14 protein-coding genes and 1 pseudogene are annotated in these 13,679 nt (G+C 61.7%); 1 reads left to right on the forward strand and 14 read right to left on the reverse strand.

Annotated elements, in window-relative coordinates; all coding sequences use genetic code 11:
* From V7714_RS02395 to argJ, 14 genes and pseudogenes are all read right to left on the reverse strand, one after another.
* Positions 1 to 426: hypothetical protein (locus V7714_RS02395; protein WP_335387762.1), on the reverse strand; the 426-nt coding region annotated here is incomplete at its 3' end.
* A 608-nt stretch (positions 427 to 1,034) separates the two neighbouring features.
* The gene (locus V7714_RS02400; protein ID WP_335387767.1) at positions 1,035 to 2,291 is read right to left on the reverse strand and encodes an NADH:flavin oxidoreductase/NADH oxidase family protein; all 1,257 of its coding nucleotides are present in this window, start codon (positions 2,289 to 2,291) and stop codon (positions 1,035 to 1,037) included.
* A 268-nt stretch (positions 2,292 to 2,559) separates the two neighbouring features.
* Positions 2,560 to 3,531: a lipoyl synthase gene (lipA, locus tag V7714_RS02405; RefSeq protein ID WP_335387770.1), complete on the reverse strand. Its 972-nt coding sequence runs from the start codon at positions 3,529 to 3,531 to the stop codon at positions 2,560 to 2,562.
* A 175-nt stretch (positions 3,532 to 3,706) separates the two neighbouring features.
* A complete protein-coding gene (gene lipB / locus V7714_RS02410) occupies positions 3,707 to 4,381 on the reverse strand; it encodes a lipoyl(octanoyl) transferase LipB (protein ID WP_335708639.1) in 675 nt (224 codons plus the stop codon).
* 75 nt (positions 4,382 to 4,456) lie between these two features.
* Positions 4,457 to 4,837: pseudogene (locus tag V7714_RS02415) on the reverse strand (GNAT family N-acetyltransferase); the annotation flags it as partial.
* A complete protein-coding gene (locus V7714_RS02420; protein WP_335387773.1) occupies positions 4,834 to 5,103 on the reverse strand; it encodes a YbeD family protein in 270 nt (89 codons plus the stop codon). The pseudogene V7714_RS02415 and the gene V7714_RS02420, both read right to left, overlap by 4 nt.
* A 3-nt stretch (positions 5,104 to 5,106) precedes the next feature.
* Positions 5,107 to 5,964, reverse strand: a complete 858-nt coding sequence (locus tag V7714_RS02425; RefSeq protein WP_335387775.1) for a D-amino acid aminotransferase — start codon at positions 5,962 to 5,964, stop codon at positions 5,107 to 5,109.
* Positions 5,965 to 5,973: 9 nt separating this feature from the next.
* On the reverse strand, positions 5,974 to 6,444 hold the full coding sequence (locus V7714_RS02430; RefSeq protein ID WP_335387777.1) for a GNAT family N-acetyltransferase: 471 nt from the start codon (positions 6,442 to 6,444) through the stop codon (positions 5,974 to 5,976).
* A gap of 30 nt (positions 6,445 to 6,474) precedes the next feature.
* Positions 6,475 to 7,605 (reverse strand): D-alanyl-D-alanine carboxypeptidase family protein, encoded by a 1,131-nt coding sequence (locus V7714_RS02435; protein ID WP_335387781.1) that lies wholly within the window; start codon positions 7,603 to 7,605, stop codon positions 6,475 to 6,477.
* Between the two features lie 208 nt (positions 7,606 to 7,813).
* Positions 7,814 to 8,233 (reverse strand): hypothetical protein, encoded by a 420-nt coding sequence (locus tag V7714_RS02440; RefSeq protein ID WP_335387783.1) that lies wholly within the window; start codon positions 8,231 to 8,233, stop codon positions 7,814 to 7,816.
* A complete protein-coding gene (locus tag V7714_RS02445) occupies positions 8,230 to 9,180 on the reverse strand; it encodes a Nudix family hydrolase (protein ID WP_335387786.1) in 951 nt (316 codons plus the stop codon). Before V7714_RS02445 ends, V7714_RS02440 begins: the two co-directional genes overlap by 4 nt.
* A gap of 34 nt (positions 9,181 to 9,214) precedes the next feature.
* The gene (locus tag V7714_RS02450) at positions 9,215 to 10,060 is read right to left on the reverse strand and encodes an ATP-binding protein (protein ID WP_335387789.1); all 846 of its coding nucleotides are present in this window, start codon (positions 10,058 to 10,060) and stop codon (positions 9,215 to 9,217) included.
* Positions 10,047 to 10,343 carry a hypothetical protein gene (locus tag V7714_RS02455; protein WP_335387792.1) on the reverse strand — a complete coding sequence of 99 codons (297 nt, stop codon included), beginning with the start codon at positions 10,341 to 10,343 and terminating at the stop codon, positions 10,047 to 10,049. Before V7714_RS02455 ends, V7714_RS02450 begins: the two co-directional genes overlap by 14 nt.
* Entirely contained in the window at positions 10,340 to 11,563 is a 1,224-nt protein-coding gene (gene argJ, locus V7714_RS02460; protein ID WP_335387794.1) for a bifunctional glutamate N-acetyltransferase/amino-acid acetyltransferase ArgJ, read from the reverse strand. Before argJ ends, V7714_RS02455 begins: the two co-directional genes overlap by 4 nt.
* A 170-nt stretch (positions 11,564 to 11,733) precedes the next feature.
* On the opposite strand from argJ, the gene V7714_RS02465 reads away from it, so the two are divergent.
* Positions 11,734 to 13,656 (forward strand): hypothetical protein, encoded by a 1,923-nt coding sequence (locus tag V7714_RS02465; protein ID WP_335387796.1) that lies wholly within the window; start codon positions 11,734 to 11,736, stop codon positions 13,654 to 13,656.
* The last annotated feature ends 23 nt before the right edge of the window (positions 13,657 to 13,679 follow it).

Consider the following 13,679-nt stretch of genomic DNA (forward strand, 5'->3'; position numbering starts at 1 on the left):
ACCGTAGTCGCGTACGCTACCGGCGCGATCCAGGAGGATGAAATAGGTGATGCCACCCTTGGGCCGTGGCTCGACAGAGGCAGGCTGGCGCTTGGTCATGTCGAGGTAGAGGCGCAATTGGCCAATGTAGTCGGCGGTAGCGGCGCCCATGGCGTCGCTAAGGGTGATGAGGCTGCCTGGGTCTGCGTGCTCAGTGCCAACCTCGGGAGTGCCGGGGGCCGACACGGTGGTCAGGTCGACTTCAGGGACGGCAAACTCCATCGCCGGGGTCACCTCTGGCGAGGTCTCGCGAGCGGCAGACGGCAATGCTGCGTCGCTGCCAGCTTCGGGCAGCAGGCCAAGACTCAGGGAGATGACTTGCGCTTGCGGCACGCCGGCGGGCAAGGCGGTGTGCAACAGGCCGAGCAACAGCAAGGCATGCAACATGACAGCCACCCCCATGCCAAGGGCGGGCTTCAGCTGGGGAGTATTTGCTCTATCAGAGGTAGCGGGACGGCGGAGGGGATAATAGGGGAATGCGGAGAAATGGTGCCGGGCACTGGGCATAACGATCAAGCGATAAAATATCTTAATATATTATCACAGTTAACTGAATTGACAAATTTCTTATATTTATCATGTAGGTAGCAAACCCTGTAGCGAACAAGGCGTGAGGTCAGCTATCGCGTCGGCACGGGGCGTCGGCACGGGGCGTCGATCAAAACGCCATCCCCATCAGACTCTGTCTAACCTGATCACGCACCATGGCCTTCGCTAGGGGTGTAACCCGACCGGGACGTTAGCTGCCTGGGCTAGCAGCAATGCCTGTCGAATCCTGTTCACGAGATTAGATTGCATAATCCTCAGCAAACACCCTGGCCGAACGTGGCCGTATATAGACCCGCTCGCCCGAGGCATAGCGCTGGCCGGCGTAGGCATCACGGCTCAGTTCCAGGCGCACGATGGAGCCGATGGCGCGTCAACCACGGAGTCAAATCACAGGCTTTTGCCTTATGCACTTCGCCTAGAACGCCATGGTTTAAAATGACCGACGCTTACGCCCGCATGCGTTTCGTCTTGAAGGTGCCCCAGCCATTCTCCAGCAGGCCTATCAGGAAGGACTTGAAACCCGACTCTGTCGGCTTGGGATTGCGGCCCTTGCCCATGCGGCGTAACTGGCGGGTGTACCAGGTGATTTCCATCAGCGCCATACGATCCACGGCCTTGATACCCGTACGGATGGGGCGTACATGATGGTAGGTGGCGTGGCCGGCCAGTAGCCGGTTAGGTGCATCAGGCTCAATAGCGAGCAGGCGTGCCAGCCCGACCAGATCGATGGCGCCGGAATCGATGGCAGCGGCCATACCCTCTGCCGTGCGGAACCCGCCGGTCAGCATCAACGGCGTATCGACGGCGGCACGTGCTTTTTCAGCAAACTCAAGAAAGTACGCCTCGCGCTGGCGCGTGCTTTCCTTGGCGCGTACGCCCGTCATGGCCGGTGCCTCGTAGGTGCCGCCCGATATCTCTATCATGTCCACGCCAGCGGCGGCCAAGGCCTTGAAGGTGTCTATCGACTCCGCTTCGCCGAAGCCCCCTTTCTGGAAATCGGCGGAGTTCAGCTTGATACCCACCGGAAACTGCTTGCCCACTGCATCGCGGATCGCGGCCAGCACACGTAGCACAAAACGGCGGCGGTTTTCCGGGCTTCCGCCCCACTGGTCCTCACGCACATTGTGATGCGGCGAGAGAAACTGGCCCACCAGATAGCCATGGGCGCCGTGAATCTGCACGCCGGTGAACCCGGCCTCCTTGGCCAGCCGTGCTGCCGTGCCAAAACGCTGGATGATGTCCTCGATCTCTGCCTCCTCCAGGGCGCGCGGTGTCGCGAAAAAGCGCTGCAGGGCTGGCACAAACGGTACGGCCGAAGGCGCGACGGTTTCACGGTTAAGCCCCTGTGGTGCCTGCTTACCAGGATGGTTGAGCTGCATCCACAGCTGGTTACCCTGGCGTGTACCTGCGCTGGCCCAACGCCGCAGGCTTTCCCTATCCCGGTCGTCTTCAAGCACGATATTGCCGGGCTCGCCCAAGGCACGTCTATCCACCATCACATTGCCGGTGATCAACAGACCCGCGCCCCCTTCGGACCACCGCGAATACAGCTGCTCCAGTGCATGGGTCACGCGATTATCGGCTGTCCCCAAGGCTTCACTCATGGCGGCTTTGACAAGCCGGTTGGGCAGGATCAGGCCATTGGGTAGGGTGAGTGGCTGGCCTAGTATCTCGTGCGCGGGGCTGCTGGCGGCGGTTTGCATGGAATACCCTGAGAGGTAGGTTGACTGGCTTATTGGTCTTGCTTGGATGGTGAGCAGGCGCCGCGTATCAACACGGCAGCATTTTCCGCCTCCAGACCAAGCTCTTTACGAAGCAACCATCAAAGCATAGCAAAACCCTACGGCCCCCTCACACAGAAGAAAAGCCGCAAACGCGGCTTTTCTTGCTCTCAAATACCCTACGGGGCCTACCTATTAGACTCGGTCACGTTTATCGCTGTCGTGGCTGTATTAGGCGAGAGAGCCCTCATTACAAACCAGCATCATGCGCCTGCTGATCTGCATGGTAGGAGCTACGCACCAGCGCGCCGACGGCAGCATGCTTGAAGCCCATGCGGTAGGCCTCGGCCTCGAAGGCCTTGAACTGGTCGGGGGTGACATAGCGCAGCACCGGCAGGTGGGAGTTCGACGGTGCCAGGTACTGGCCTATGGTGATCATGTCGATATCGTGGGCGCGCATGTCGCGCATCACTTCCAGCACCTCTTCATCTGTCTCGCCCAGGCCCACCATGATGCCGCTCTTGGTCGCCACATTCGGGTTGAGCGCCTTGTAGTCTTTCAGCAGCTTGAGCGAATGCAGGTAATCGGAGCCTGGCCGTGCCTGCTTGTAGAGTCGTGGTGCGGTTTCCAGATTGTGGTTCATCACATCGGGCGCCGTCTTGGTCAGGATATCGATAGCGATATCGAGCCGGCCGCGGAAATCCGGCACCAGCACTTCGATCTGGGTGCCGGGCGACAATTCGCGGGTCAGGCTGATGCAATCGGCAAAATGCTGGGCACCGCCGTCGCGCAGGTCGTCCCGGTCTACCGAGGTGATCACCACATACTTGAGCCGCAGCGCGGCGATGGTCTCCGCCAGGTGGCGCGGCTCGTTGGCGTCCAGCGGATTGGGGCGGCCGTGGCCCACATCGCAGAAGGGGCAACGGCGGGTGCAGATGTCGCCCATGATCATGAAGGTGGCCGTACCCTTGCCGAAGCACTCACCGATATTGGGGCAGCTGGCCTCTTCGCACACCGAGTGCAGCTTCTGCTCGCGCAGGATATTCTTGATCTCATAAAAACGGCTGCCACTGGGCGCCTTGACGCGTATCCAGTCCGGCTTTTCCAGCGGTTTGTCCAGCGGTACGATCTTGATGGGTATACGGGCAGTCTTGGCCTCGCCCTTGAGCTTGACGCCTTGCTCGGCGCGGGCGGGCGGGGTAGTAACGACGGGCGAGGACATGCTTGGGGGTTCTTTCTTTGTTATGGGTACGACCGCACGCCACCCTGGATCGCAATGCGACATGGCGCACAGGACATATCGGTTCGACCCCCAGCCATGCAAGGCCGATACGATAGATGTGCGCTGCGCCTTGCGTAGACCAAGCAGCTTGCAGCTGCACCCTTATATAAGCAGCTCAGCTAGCGGCCGGCTTGGCGCTCAGGGCGTAGTCTGCTGGCGAGGCAGTACCTTCCTGCCCCAGCAAGGCATTGATTTTAGCGGCCAATTGCGGCGCAAGCGAGGCCGGCGTTTCCCGAATGCCAAAATCGGCCAGCTGTATCACCCGCAAACCGGCGTAGCCACAGGGGTTGATCTGGTTGAACGGCGACAGGTCCATGTCCACATTCAGGGCCAGGCCGTGATAGCACTTGCCATCGCGTATGCGCAGGCCCAGCGAGGCGATCTTGGCTTCGTCCACATAGACGCCGGGGGCATCTTCCTTGCCATAGGCGCGTATGCCGTGGTCAGCCAGCAGATCAATGATGCTTTGCTCGATACGGCGCACCATCTCGCGTACACCCAGCTTGCGGCGACCCAGGTCCATCAGCAGATAACCTATCAACTGGCCGGGGCCGTGGTAGGTCACCTGGCCACCACGGTCTATCGGCACGATGGGGATATTGCTTCTTTGCAGCACGTGTTCCGGCTTGCCGGCCTGGCCTTGGGTAAACACCGGTGGGTGTTCCAGCAACCAGAGCTCATCGGCGGTGTCGCCATTGCGATGGCTGGTCATGGTCTGCATGGCACGCCAGGTCGGGATGTATTCCTGCATCCCCAGCCAGCGGCTTGCCACGGTCGAACCGGCCAACATGATCTCGTCCTGCAGCAGCATCAAAGGCAGTTGCCTGCCTTCAGGCTGGGATGGCAGCATGCCTATGGTGCGGGCGCCAAAGCGGCGATAGAAGGCCTCAGCCTTGGGTTCGGTGGCAATCAGCAAGGGCTCGTTGCGGCCCAGGTGCTGTCTGGCAGCCGCCAGCAGTTGGCTTCCCAGACCTTGCCCCATAGTGCCTGGCAATACCCAGCAATGGGTCAGCTCGGCCAGGCCGTCTACCCGTTCCACCATGGCAAAACCCACCATGTCGGCGCCGCGCTCAGCCACCACCGCCCAATTAGCGGCCAGTTCCGGTTCGGTGACAGTCAAACCGTCGCGCCAAAGCACCAGCCACTCTGCCGGGTAACCCCAGTGGGCCTTGGCTGCATGGGCAATGGCGCTAAGCGCTGCTGCCTCTCCCGGCCGCGCCGGGCGCAAGCTGAAGCTGTCACTCATAGCACGTACTTCACCATGGGGTGTCCGGTCACGGCGCGATAGATGTCATCCAGCTGTGCCTGCGAGATGGCAGTCACCGTGACGGTCAGCGACACATAATTGCCGCCGGAACTGATACGCAGCTCGATATCCTCGGCCACGATATCGGGCGCATGCACCCGTACCAGTTCGAATATGGTCTGCGAAAATTCATCATGCCGCGCCCCCATCACCTTGATGGGGAAACGCGTTGGAAACTCGAGCAGGGGTTTATCCTGTTCACTCATCGTCTATTCCTTTCCTGCCCGCATCACGGTGCGTTTGAAATCCTGGTAGTACTGGTCCAACTGCCTGGCCACGGGGCCGACACGACCATCGCCCACCGCCTGGCCATCGAGTTCCACAATGGCCAGCACCTCGCGGGTGGAGCTGGTCATCCACAGCTCATCGGCATTGCGTACCTCGGCCTCGGTCACCGGGCGTACCTCCATGGATACACCATGCTGGCGCGCAAGCTCTATCACCAGGTCGTAGGTAATGCCCGGCAGTATCAGATGGTTCTTGGGTGGGCAGGCGATCACACCCTGCTTCACCACGAATACATTGCTTGCCGCTCCCTCAGTCAGCATGCCATCGCGGAACATCACGCACTCGGCACAGCCCTGCTGTTTGGCGGCCTCACGCAGCAGCACCGTAGGCAGCAGGTTGAGCGATTTGATGTCGCAACGCAGCCAGCGGAAATCGGCATGGCTGATGGCGCGCACGCCCTGCGCCTTGGCCTCGGCCGATGGTGTGACCAGCGGGCTGGGGTTGATCAGCACAGTGGGAGCCACGCCAGCCGGGAAGGGAAAATCCCGCTCGCCTGCGTTGCCGCGTGTCACATGCAGGTAAACGGACTGATCATCGTATGCCTGCAGTCGTATCGCCTCGCGCACCAGCTCGGCCCACTGCAGCGGTGTGTGCGGGTTGGGCAGCGAGATGGCGGCCAGGCTGGTGTCCAGCCGGGCCAGGTGCTCGTCCAGCCGGAAAGGGTTGCGCGAGTAGACCGGGATCACCTCATACACCCCGTCGCCAAACAGGCAGCCACGATCCAGCGCCGAGATCATGGCATCCTCAGCACGGCAAAACCGGCCATTCAGATAAAGCATTGCTAGCCCTTAGAGAGACTTGGAAAACGCCTGCTGCTGCTTGATAGCGGTATAGCCCAAACTCAGGTAGAAGCGGTGTGCCTCGGGCCGCTCCATACCCGAGCGCAGGGTGACCCTGCCCACAGCCTGGGTGCGTGCCCAGGCCTCCAGAGCAGCCATCAACGCCCGCCCCATGCCCTGGCCACGGCAGGCGGCATCCACCACCAGACCGCCCACTTCCACCGCTGGCGCCGACTCCAGTACCACCCGCACATAGCCATGCACCCAGCCCAGTACCTGCTCATGGGCATCGGCCACTACCTGTACCCAGTGATCTGGTCTGGCCAGGATGAAATGCAAATTGTGGCCAAGCAGCTGATTTTCAATTGGATAGCCCAATTGCGCCGACAGGCGGGTCAAGCCCGCCTGATCGGCCAATACCGCCGGGCGCAGCGACCACTCCGGCTTAGCTCCTTTGGCAACTGTCCCTTCTGTCACCATTTATCCATGGCTCCAGTCCAGCACAGGCGCTCAGTTGAACCACAGCTTGACGCTATCGACACTACGGCCGAAGAAACCTGCCTCCGGCACGGCAGTCAGAACCTTGAGCGGCAGTTCGGCCAAGGGCTGGCCATCCACGCTCAGCTTGATGCTACCCACTACCTGCCCAGCCGCCACCGGTGCGGTCAAATGCGGCTTGAGCAGTACCTGTTTCTGCAGGCGGGCCGTGGCGCCCTTGGCCACCGCCACATACTGATCAGTATCAAAACCGACCGGCACCGTATTGCTGGCGCCCTTGTATACCTTGACCTGGCTCACCGGCTGAAGTGCTGCGAACAGCTTGGGTACGTCGAAGAACTGCATCCCATAGCCCAGCAGGCGGGCGCTTTCATTGGCACGGGTAACATCCGAATCCGTACCCAGCACCACGCTGAGCACCCGCCGCTGCCCATCGCGCTTGCTTGCCACCAGGCAGTAGCCAGCGCTGTCGGTGTGGCCGGTCTTCATGCCATCGACTTGCGGATCGCGGTACAGCAACAGGTTGCGATTGGGCTGGGAGATATTGTTGTAACGGAAATCCCGCATCGAGTAGATGGGATAGTGCTGCGGAAAATCGCGGATGATGGCGGCCGCCAGGATGCCCAGGTCGCGCGCCGTGGTGTAGTGCTGCGGATCAGGCAGGCCAGTGGAGTTCATGAAGTGGGTGTGCTTCATGCCCAGCCGTGCTGCCTGCTGGTTCATCATGCCGGCAAAGGTTTCCTCGCTGCCGGCGATGGCTTCGGCCAGCGTCACGCAGGCATCGTTGCCGCTCTGCACGATCATGCCCTTGATCATATCGCTGACCGAGGCGGGCTTCTTGGGATCAAGAAACATGCGCGACCCTTCGGTGCGCCAGCCTTTTTCCGATACCGTAAATTGTTGATCCATCTTGATGCGACCATCCTTCAATGCCTGGAAGGTCAGGTAGGCCGTCATCAACTTGGTCAGGGACGCCGGTTCAATACGGCGGTCGGCATCCTTGGCAGCCAGGGTGGTACCGCTATTGAAGTCCAGCAGCAAATAAGCAGTCGCCGACAGATCAGGGGCGGGCGGCACGGGCAGTGCAGCAGCACCGGCCTGGACGGACAAGGCGACGGCCAGGGCAATCAGGGTATTTTTCATGCGGGATATAAGGCGGAGTGATGCGAGAACGCAGGATTATAAAGCAATCGCCCGCACTAACCGGCGCGGTCGATCCCGAAATAGCTATTAGATTGCTGATACCGTTGCGACTCGCACAGTGCAGCGATGTTCCCCAGCCACAGCGTTTTCCGGTGGTATCCCCCTGCTGACCAAGCGGGCCGCTGTGACAGTTGCAGCGATGGCTGGATCATGCCCCTGCCACGAAGCGCACTTCTATCCGTCCGGCTTGGCTATCCAGCCACAGCAGCCAGTCGCGCCGTCCCTGCACGCAGAGCGGTAGCACCACCTGGGCGGCGGCCACCCCGCCCGGCTCATCCTTGAGCGGTAGCGCTATCGGGCCCATATCCATCCCTACCATGCCAAAACGGGCGGTGATCGGCCCGGCAAGGCCGCGCACCTCCAGCTGAAATGGCTTGAGGGCGGAGGGAATCTGCAAGGCACGGACCTCCACCACCTGGGCACCATAGGGGATGCGACAGGGCTGGGTCAGATCAGCGCAGCTGGCTGTCAGCACCGAGGGGGGCGCCACGGGCCGCAGGCGATTGGCCAGCAGTAGCAGGGCCGTCAGGCTAGCCACCGTCATCAATAGCCAGCCGGCGTGCTTCATGACAGCCCTTGCCAGGCGGCTCGCAGCAGGGCAACACCTTGAGCGCCTGCGGCCTGGGCCGCAGCGAGATCGACCGGCTTGAGACCGCCAATGCCGTACACGGGGAAGGGCCAACCCTGCCCCACCAGCGCGGCGAAACCATCCCAGCCCAGCGTCGCGCTGCCTGGATGGGTCTGGGTAGGTTGTATCGTCCCCAGCACGGCGTAATCCAGGCCCAGCTCCGCCACCCTGGCCAGTTCTGTCGCGTTATGTACCGAGGCACCACACCAGCCCGCCGGCCGCTCGGTAGTTTCCATCAGCACGCGGGCAGGCAGGTGCACACCAGCCGCGCCCAATTCGCGCGCCCGCTCCGGTAGGCCATGCACCAGCAGCCGGGCACCATAGGATTGCAACCGCGCCTGCACCTCGGCCGCCAGGCCTGCATAGGCAGCGGCAGGCAGTTGCGGCTCTCGCAGCACCAGCCAGCGCAGGCCTTGCGCCAGCGCCAGATCCAGCTGCTTCAGCCAGGCGGTTTCGCCCAGTTCCGCCACATTGGAAAACGGCAGCACCAGCGGCAACTGCAAGCCACGCAGGATAGGGGTGTTGGCGGGCAACACCGGGTCCACCGTCAAGGCACCCGGCACCTGCCAGGCAAACGCCTGCCCTTCATGTGGGTGGGGCTCACCCTGCCAATCGGTCACCTTGAAGAAATTGAGCCTGACATGGGCATGGGGGTAGGTGAAGGTCTGCACCAGCCATGGCTTCGCCACCGAAACGGTAACGCCCATTTCCTCGTGCAACTCGCGCACCAGCGCCTGCAGGGGCGTCTCGCCCGCCTCCAGCTTGCCCCCTGGAAACTCCCACCAGCCTGCATAGGGCTTGCCTTCCGGGCGCGAGCCCAGCAGGAACTGGCCATCAGGCCGTATCAGTATGCCGGCGGCAACATGGGTAGTCTTGGTTTCGGTCATCTTTGCCCTGATAAAGGTAATGGACAGCTAGGCCCTAGCTGATGCGCCCAGCCCGATCACGGGCAAACTGCCAGGCCACCCTGCCCGAGCGTGAACCACGGCCTAGTGCCCAGTTCAGCGCGGCACGCTCCAGCGGCTCGTTCCACTCATGCCGGCCGAACTCCGCCAGCCAATGGCGCGCGGCAGCCAGGTATTCATCCTGGCTGAAGGGGTAGAAACTCAACCACAGGCCAAAACGCTCGGACAGGCTGATTTTTTCCTCCACTGCGTCGGCCGGGTGCACCTCGCCATCCACATGGCGGCTACGGCTGTTCTCGTCAAAATACTCGGGCAGCAGGTGGCGGCGATTCGAGGTGGCATAGATCAGGATATTGCTGCTGGTTGCCGCAATACTGCCGTCCAGTACCGACTTCAGTGCCTTGTAACCGCCCTCGCCTTCTTCAAAGCTCAGGTCGTCGCAGAACACGATAAAGCGTTCCGGGCGATGCGCCAGCCTGGCGACGATATCGGCCAGGTCGCACAGATCGTCCTTGTCCACTTCCACCAGCCGCAGGCCCTGGTCGGCAAACTCATGCAACAGGGCTTTGACCAGCGAGGATTTGCCGGTACCGCGTGCGCCGGTCAGCAATACATTGTTGGCCAGCCGCCCCTGCACGAACTGGCGGGTATTGCGGCTGATCTCGGCCTTTTGCGGTTCGATGTTCTGTAGATCGGCCAGCCGCAGTCTATGCGGTTGGTGCACGGCTTCCAGCCAGCCCACTGTGGTACCCAAGGCAGCCTGCTTGCGCCAGCGAAAAGCCGTTGCAGACCAATCCGGCGCAGCGTCCGCTGGCGGCAGTATGGCCTCCAGTCGGGCCAGCAGCTGCTCAAGATTCATCATTGCCTCCACGGCGGCTCAGGTAGATCAATCCCGCCCCCAGCAGTGCCAGCACCGTACCACTACCCGCCAGCAGCACCACGGCCGGGTTGCGTTGCCACAAAGCGGGTATGGCCGCACTGTAGCCGGGCTCCCGGCAGACGGCGCGGGCATAGTCATAAGCGCCGCCGCCGTCCAGGCAGACATCCACCATGGCCCATTCCACCCCCTGCCGCAGCAAGGCACCCGTCAGCAGCATCAAGCCCAGCCCGGTAATGATCTGTGGCGCGAGGCTGCGCTGGCTCATGAGCGGTAGTCCGCGTTAATCTTGACGTAGTCGTAGCTGAAATCACAGGTCCAGACGGTTGCCGCTACCGGGCCACGGTTCAGCACCACGCGTATCAGTATTTCGGCCTTGTTCATCACGCGCTGGCCATCTTCCTCGCGGTACGCCGGGTTACGCCCCCCTTGGGTGGCGACCAGCACCTCATCCAGATAGAGATCCAGCTTGTCCACATCCAGGTCGTCAATGCCGGCATAGCCTATGGCCGCCAGGATGCGGCCCAGATTGGGGTCGGACGCAAAAAAGGCGGTCTTGACCAGTGGCGAACGGCCTATGGCATAGCCCACCGCCTTGCATTCGCTCTCGTCACGGCCACCCTCCACCTGCACGGTCATGAACTTGGTAGCGCCTTCACCATCGCGGACTATGGCCTGCGCCAGTGTCTGCGCCACTGCCGTCACGGCATCACGCAGCGCCGCGTATTCAGCGCTGCCGGCATCGCTGATCTCGGCACCGGTCTGGCCGGTGGCAATCAGCATGAAGCTATCGTTGGTCGAGGTATCGCCATCAATGGTGATGCAGTTGAAGCTGCGGTCGGCCGCATGCTTGACCAGGGCCTGCAGCAGCGGCTGGGCCAGCTTGGCATCCAGCGCCACATAGCCCAGCATGGTCGCCATATTGGGATGGATCATGCCGGCGCCCTTGGCAATACCGGTGATGGTAATGATCTGCCCAGCCACCTGTACCTGCCGGCTGGCAGCCTTGCTCACCACATCGGTGGTCATGATGGCCTCGGCGGCATCGGCCCAGTTGGCGGGCGACAGATTGGCCACTGCGCCAGGCAACGCTGCCACGATCTTCTCGAAGGGCAGCGGCTCCAGTATCACCCCGGTAGAGAACGGCAGTATCTGGCTACGCTCGGCACCCAGCTCCGCCGCCAGTGCATCGCACACCTTGAGCGCCCGTTCACGTCCATCCAAGCCGGTACCGGCATTGGCATTGCCCGTGTTGACCACCAGCGCGCGCGGCGTCGCGGCAGCCAGATGCTCGCGGCACAGTTGTACCGGTGCGGCGCAAAAGCGATTACGGGTAAACACCCCTGCCACTTTTGCGCCCTCCGCCAGCAGCATCACCAGCACATCCTTGCGGCCGGGTTTCTTGATACCGGCGCTGCCTATGCCCAGGGTAATGCCGGGAACGGCGTGCAGGCTGGCGGGGTCGGGGGCGGTGAGGTTGACGGGCATGGTGGTTCCTGTTTCGTAGCGTAGGCAAGGCAGCCTGGTGGCTGCACAGATAGAGTGCGAGATTGTACCGTTGCCGGCCCGCGAAAACAGCGCATCTTGCTTTGCAGCATCCACATGGCTGCACAAACTGGGCTAGCCTGTAATGAGATCCCCACGGCGTCACTCCTGCCATGCTAGTAAACCCCATCAAGGACGCGGCCATCGAGCTCCAATACCCTCCGCTCGGCACGGGCATGGGCATGGGCATGGGCATGGGCATGGGCATAAGCCTGCTCTTTTTTGCGAGCGTCCTGTGCCTGCTGATAGCCGTTGGCGTGTCCCTGGTTTCCTCCAGTGCGCACAATCTTGGCCCAATAGCGCTGGACTCTGAACAGCGGGTCTGGATAGCCCTAGGCAACCGCTTGGTCATCACCCATCCCCAAGGCCAGGTAGTGGGAGAAGTTGATACAAGCGAACAGATCAGCACCGCCTACAAGGTGCTGGTGACCTGGAAACAGGGTGGTGTACTACTGGATGCGGCCAACAACGGCCATGTCTACCGATTGAATCGGCAAGGACAAATCGTCGGCACGCTACCAACGTACTTCATGGGCACGGTGCTGCTGGCCTATGCAGCCAGCAGTGATACTACCTATGTGCTGGAGCAAGACGCCGGGGTGCTGCGTGCTTATCAGGGCGATGCCCTGATTGCCGAGCGCCAAGGTTATCGGGACATCAGCAGCATGAGCCTCAGCCCTGATGGCAGGCTGTGGCTGCTGGATAGATACAACGCACGCTTGCTTGCACACGATGACCACTTGCAGCCGGTGAAGACCGTGCCGCTACCCGTCGCATTCGATGCCGTGCCGCCTGGCCAGGCACAGGCAGGGCCAGATGGAAGCTGGTGGATGACGGGTGCCATACAAGTCTGGCAGCGCGGTCGCATGCTGCGCATGGATAGGCAAGGCAATGCCCTGACTGCACCAGCGATACCCTGGTGGTCCATGCCGGCCGGGCTCGCCAGCTTGCCCGATGGCCGCTGGCTGGTCACCGATGCACGCAGCAGCAGGGTGCTGCAACTGGATCCACAAGGACAAGTACAGGGCCAGTTTGGCGATAGCACACTACAGGAATACCTGAACCGCCATCGCTGGCACCACCTGAAGAATCCATTCCTTCAGCTATGCCTGGCCATGATGGCCGCTCTGGTGATCTATGGTGGCTACATAGTCCGGCGAGATAGTCGCCCTGGTCCCGCTTCGTCTCCGCTATTTGCTACCCACGCCAAGCTCGATAACGTAAGCAGACTGGCCGGCCTCACCCTGTGGGCTATCATTGTCATGCAGATGTTCAAGATAGGCGTGCCGCTGTTCTCGGCAGATTTCGCCACGCAACTTTGCCAAGGTACTACCGACTGCCAGGGGCTCTTGCTGCTCAAGCTGGGCAGCCTAGTTGTTGTCATGCTGCCGGCCTTTATGTTCCCACCTCACCGTATCCCTCGATACGACTTCCAGGCCTATATGCTTGTGCTGCATAACTTGCTGAATAAGGCCAACACCCACGGCCCCGCACTACGTCAGGCAGTGGAAGCGGCCGGCGGCTGCTACTTTGGCTACTGTGTGAGGAATGCGCTGCTCCTGGTCTGCCACGATGCCCTGCTGGTGGTCCGCCTACGATCGCCGGACTACAGCCTGGATAGCTTGCAGACCCTTCGTTACGAGGACCTGGGCGAATTTGAAGCGGTAGGGGTATCTTTCATACTGGATGCCGGATCAAGCCGCATCCGCTTCAAGCACGGCGCCGTGCGGCGGGAATTCGAGACCCCAAGCCCCAAACACCAGCGCACATTACTGGCCTGGCTCCAGAACATGCACCCAGCGACGCGAGATAGCTGGCTGGCAGAGCAGCACCAGACACTCGTACGGCGCACGCGCCGAGCATACAGCTTCCTGCTTTTGCTGTACGGCAGCAGCTTGACCACCTTGCTTGCGCTGGGTGCCACGGCTTACAACGCCCCCCTCCCCTTGCTGCTTGCCCTGCTGCTGCTGTTAATTACGCTGCGCGGCGTACTGACGCCACCACCTGCACCGGCACCCATGCCGCTTGCGCCATAGCAGCCCAGCCTCTAGCTGGCACT

It is taken from the genome of Chitinimonas sp. JJ19 (assembly GCF_036961565.1).
Taxonomy (GTDB): domain Bacteria; phylum Pseudomonadota; class Gammaproteobacteria; order Burkholderiales; family Chitinimonadaceae; genus Chitinimonas.

Coding starts and splice junctions, on each gene's coding strand:
- V7714_RS02430 (WP_335387777.1), bottom strand. CDS start 6,444: ATGGTGACAGAAGGGACAGTTGCCAAAGGAGCTAAGCCGGAGTGGTCG.
- argJ (WP_335387794.1), bottom strand. CDS start 11,563: ATGCCCGTCAACCTCACCGCCCCCGACCCCGCCAGCCTGCACGCCGTT.
- V7714_RS02455 (WP_335387792.1), bottom strand. CDS start 10,343: ATGAGCCAGCGCAGCCTCGCGCCACAGATCATTACCGGGCTGGGCTTG.
- V7714_RS02425 (WP_335387775.1), bottom strand. CDS start 5,964: ATGCTTTATCTGAATGGCCGGTTTTGCCGTGCTGAGGATGCCATGATC.
- V7714_RS02465 (WP_335387796.1), top strand. CDS start 11,734: ATGCTAGTAAACCCCATCAAGGACGCGGCCATCGAGCTCCAATACCCT.
- V7714_RS02435 (WP_335387781.1), bottom strand. CDS start 7,605: ATGAAAAATACCCTGATTGCCCTGGCCGTCGCCTTGTCCGTCCAGGCC.
- lipA (WP_335387770.1), bottom strand. CDS start 3,531: ATGTCCTCGCCCGTCGTTACTACCCCGCCCGCCCGCGCCGAGCAAGGC.
- V7714_RS02445 (WP_335387786.1), bottom strand. CDS start 9,180: ATGACCGAAACCAAGACTACCCATGTTGCCGCCGGCATACTGATACGG.
- V7714_RS02400 (WP_335387767.1), bottom strand. CDS start 2,291: ATGCAAACCGCCGCCAGCAGCCCCGCGCACGAGATACTAGGCCAGCCA.
- V7714_RS02440 (WP_335387783.1), bottom strand. CDS start 8,233: ATGAAGCACGCCGGCTGGCTATTGATGACGGTGGCTAGCCTGACGGCC.
- V7714_RS02450 (WP_335387789.1), bottom strand. CDS start 10,060: ATGATGAATCTTGAGCAGCTGCTGGCCCGACTGGAGGCCATACTGCCG.
- lipB (WP_335708639.1), bottom strand. CDS start 4,381: ATGTTGGCCGGTTCGACCGTGGCAAGCCGCTGGCTGGGGATGCAGGAA.
- V7714_RS02420 (WP_335387773.1), bottom strand. CDS start 5,103: ATGAGTGAACAGGATAAACCCCTGCTCGAGTTTCCAACGCGTTTCCCC.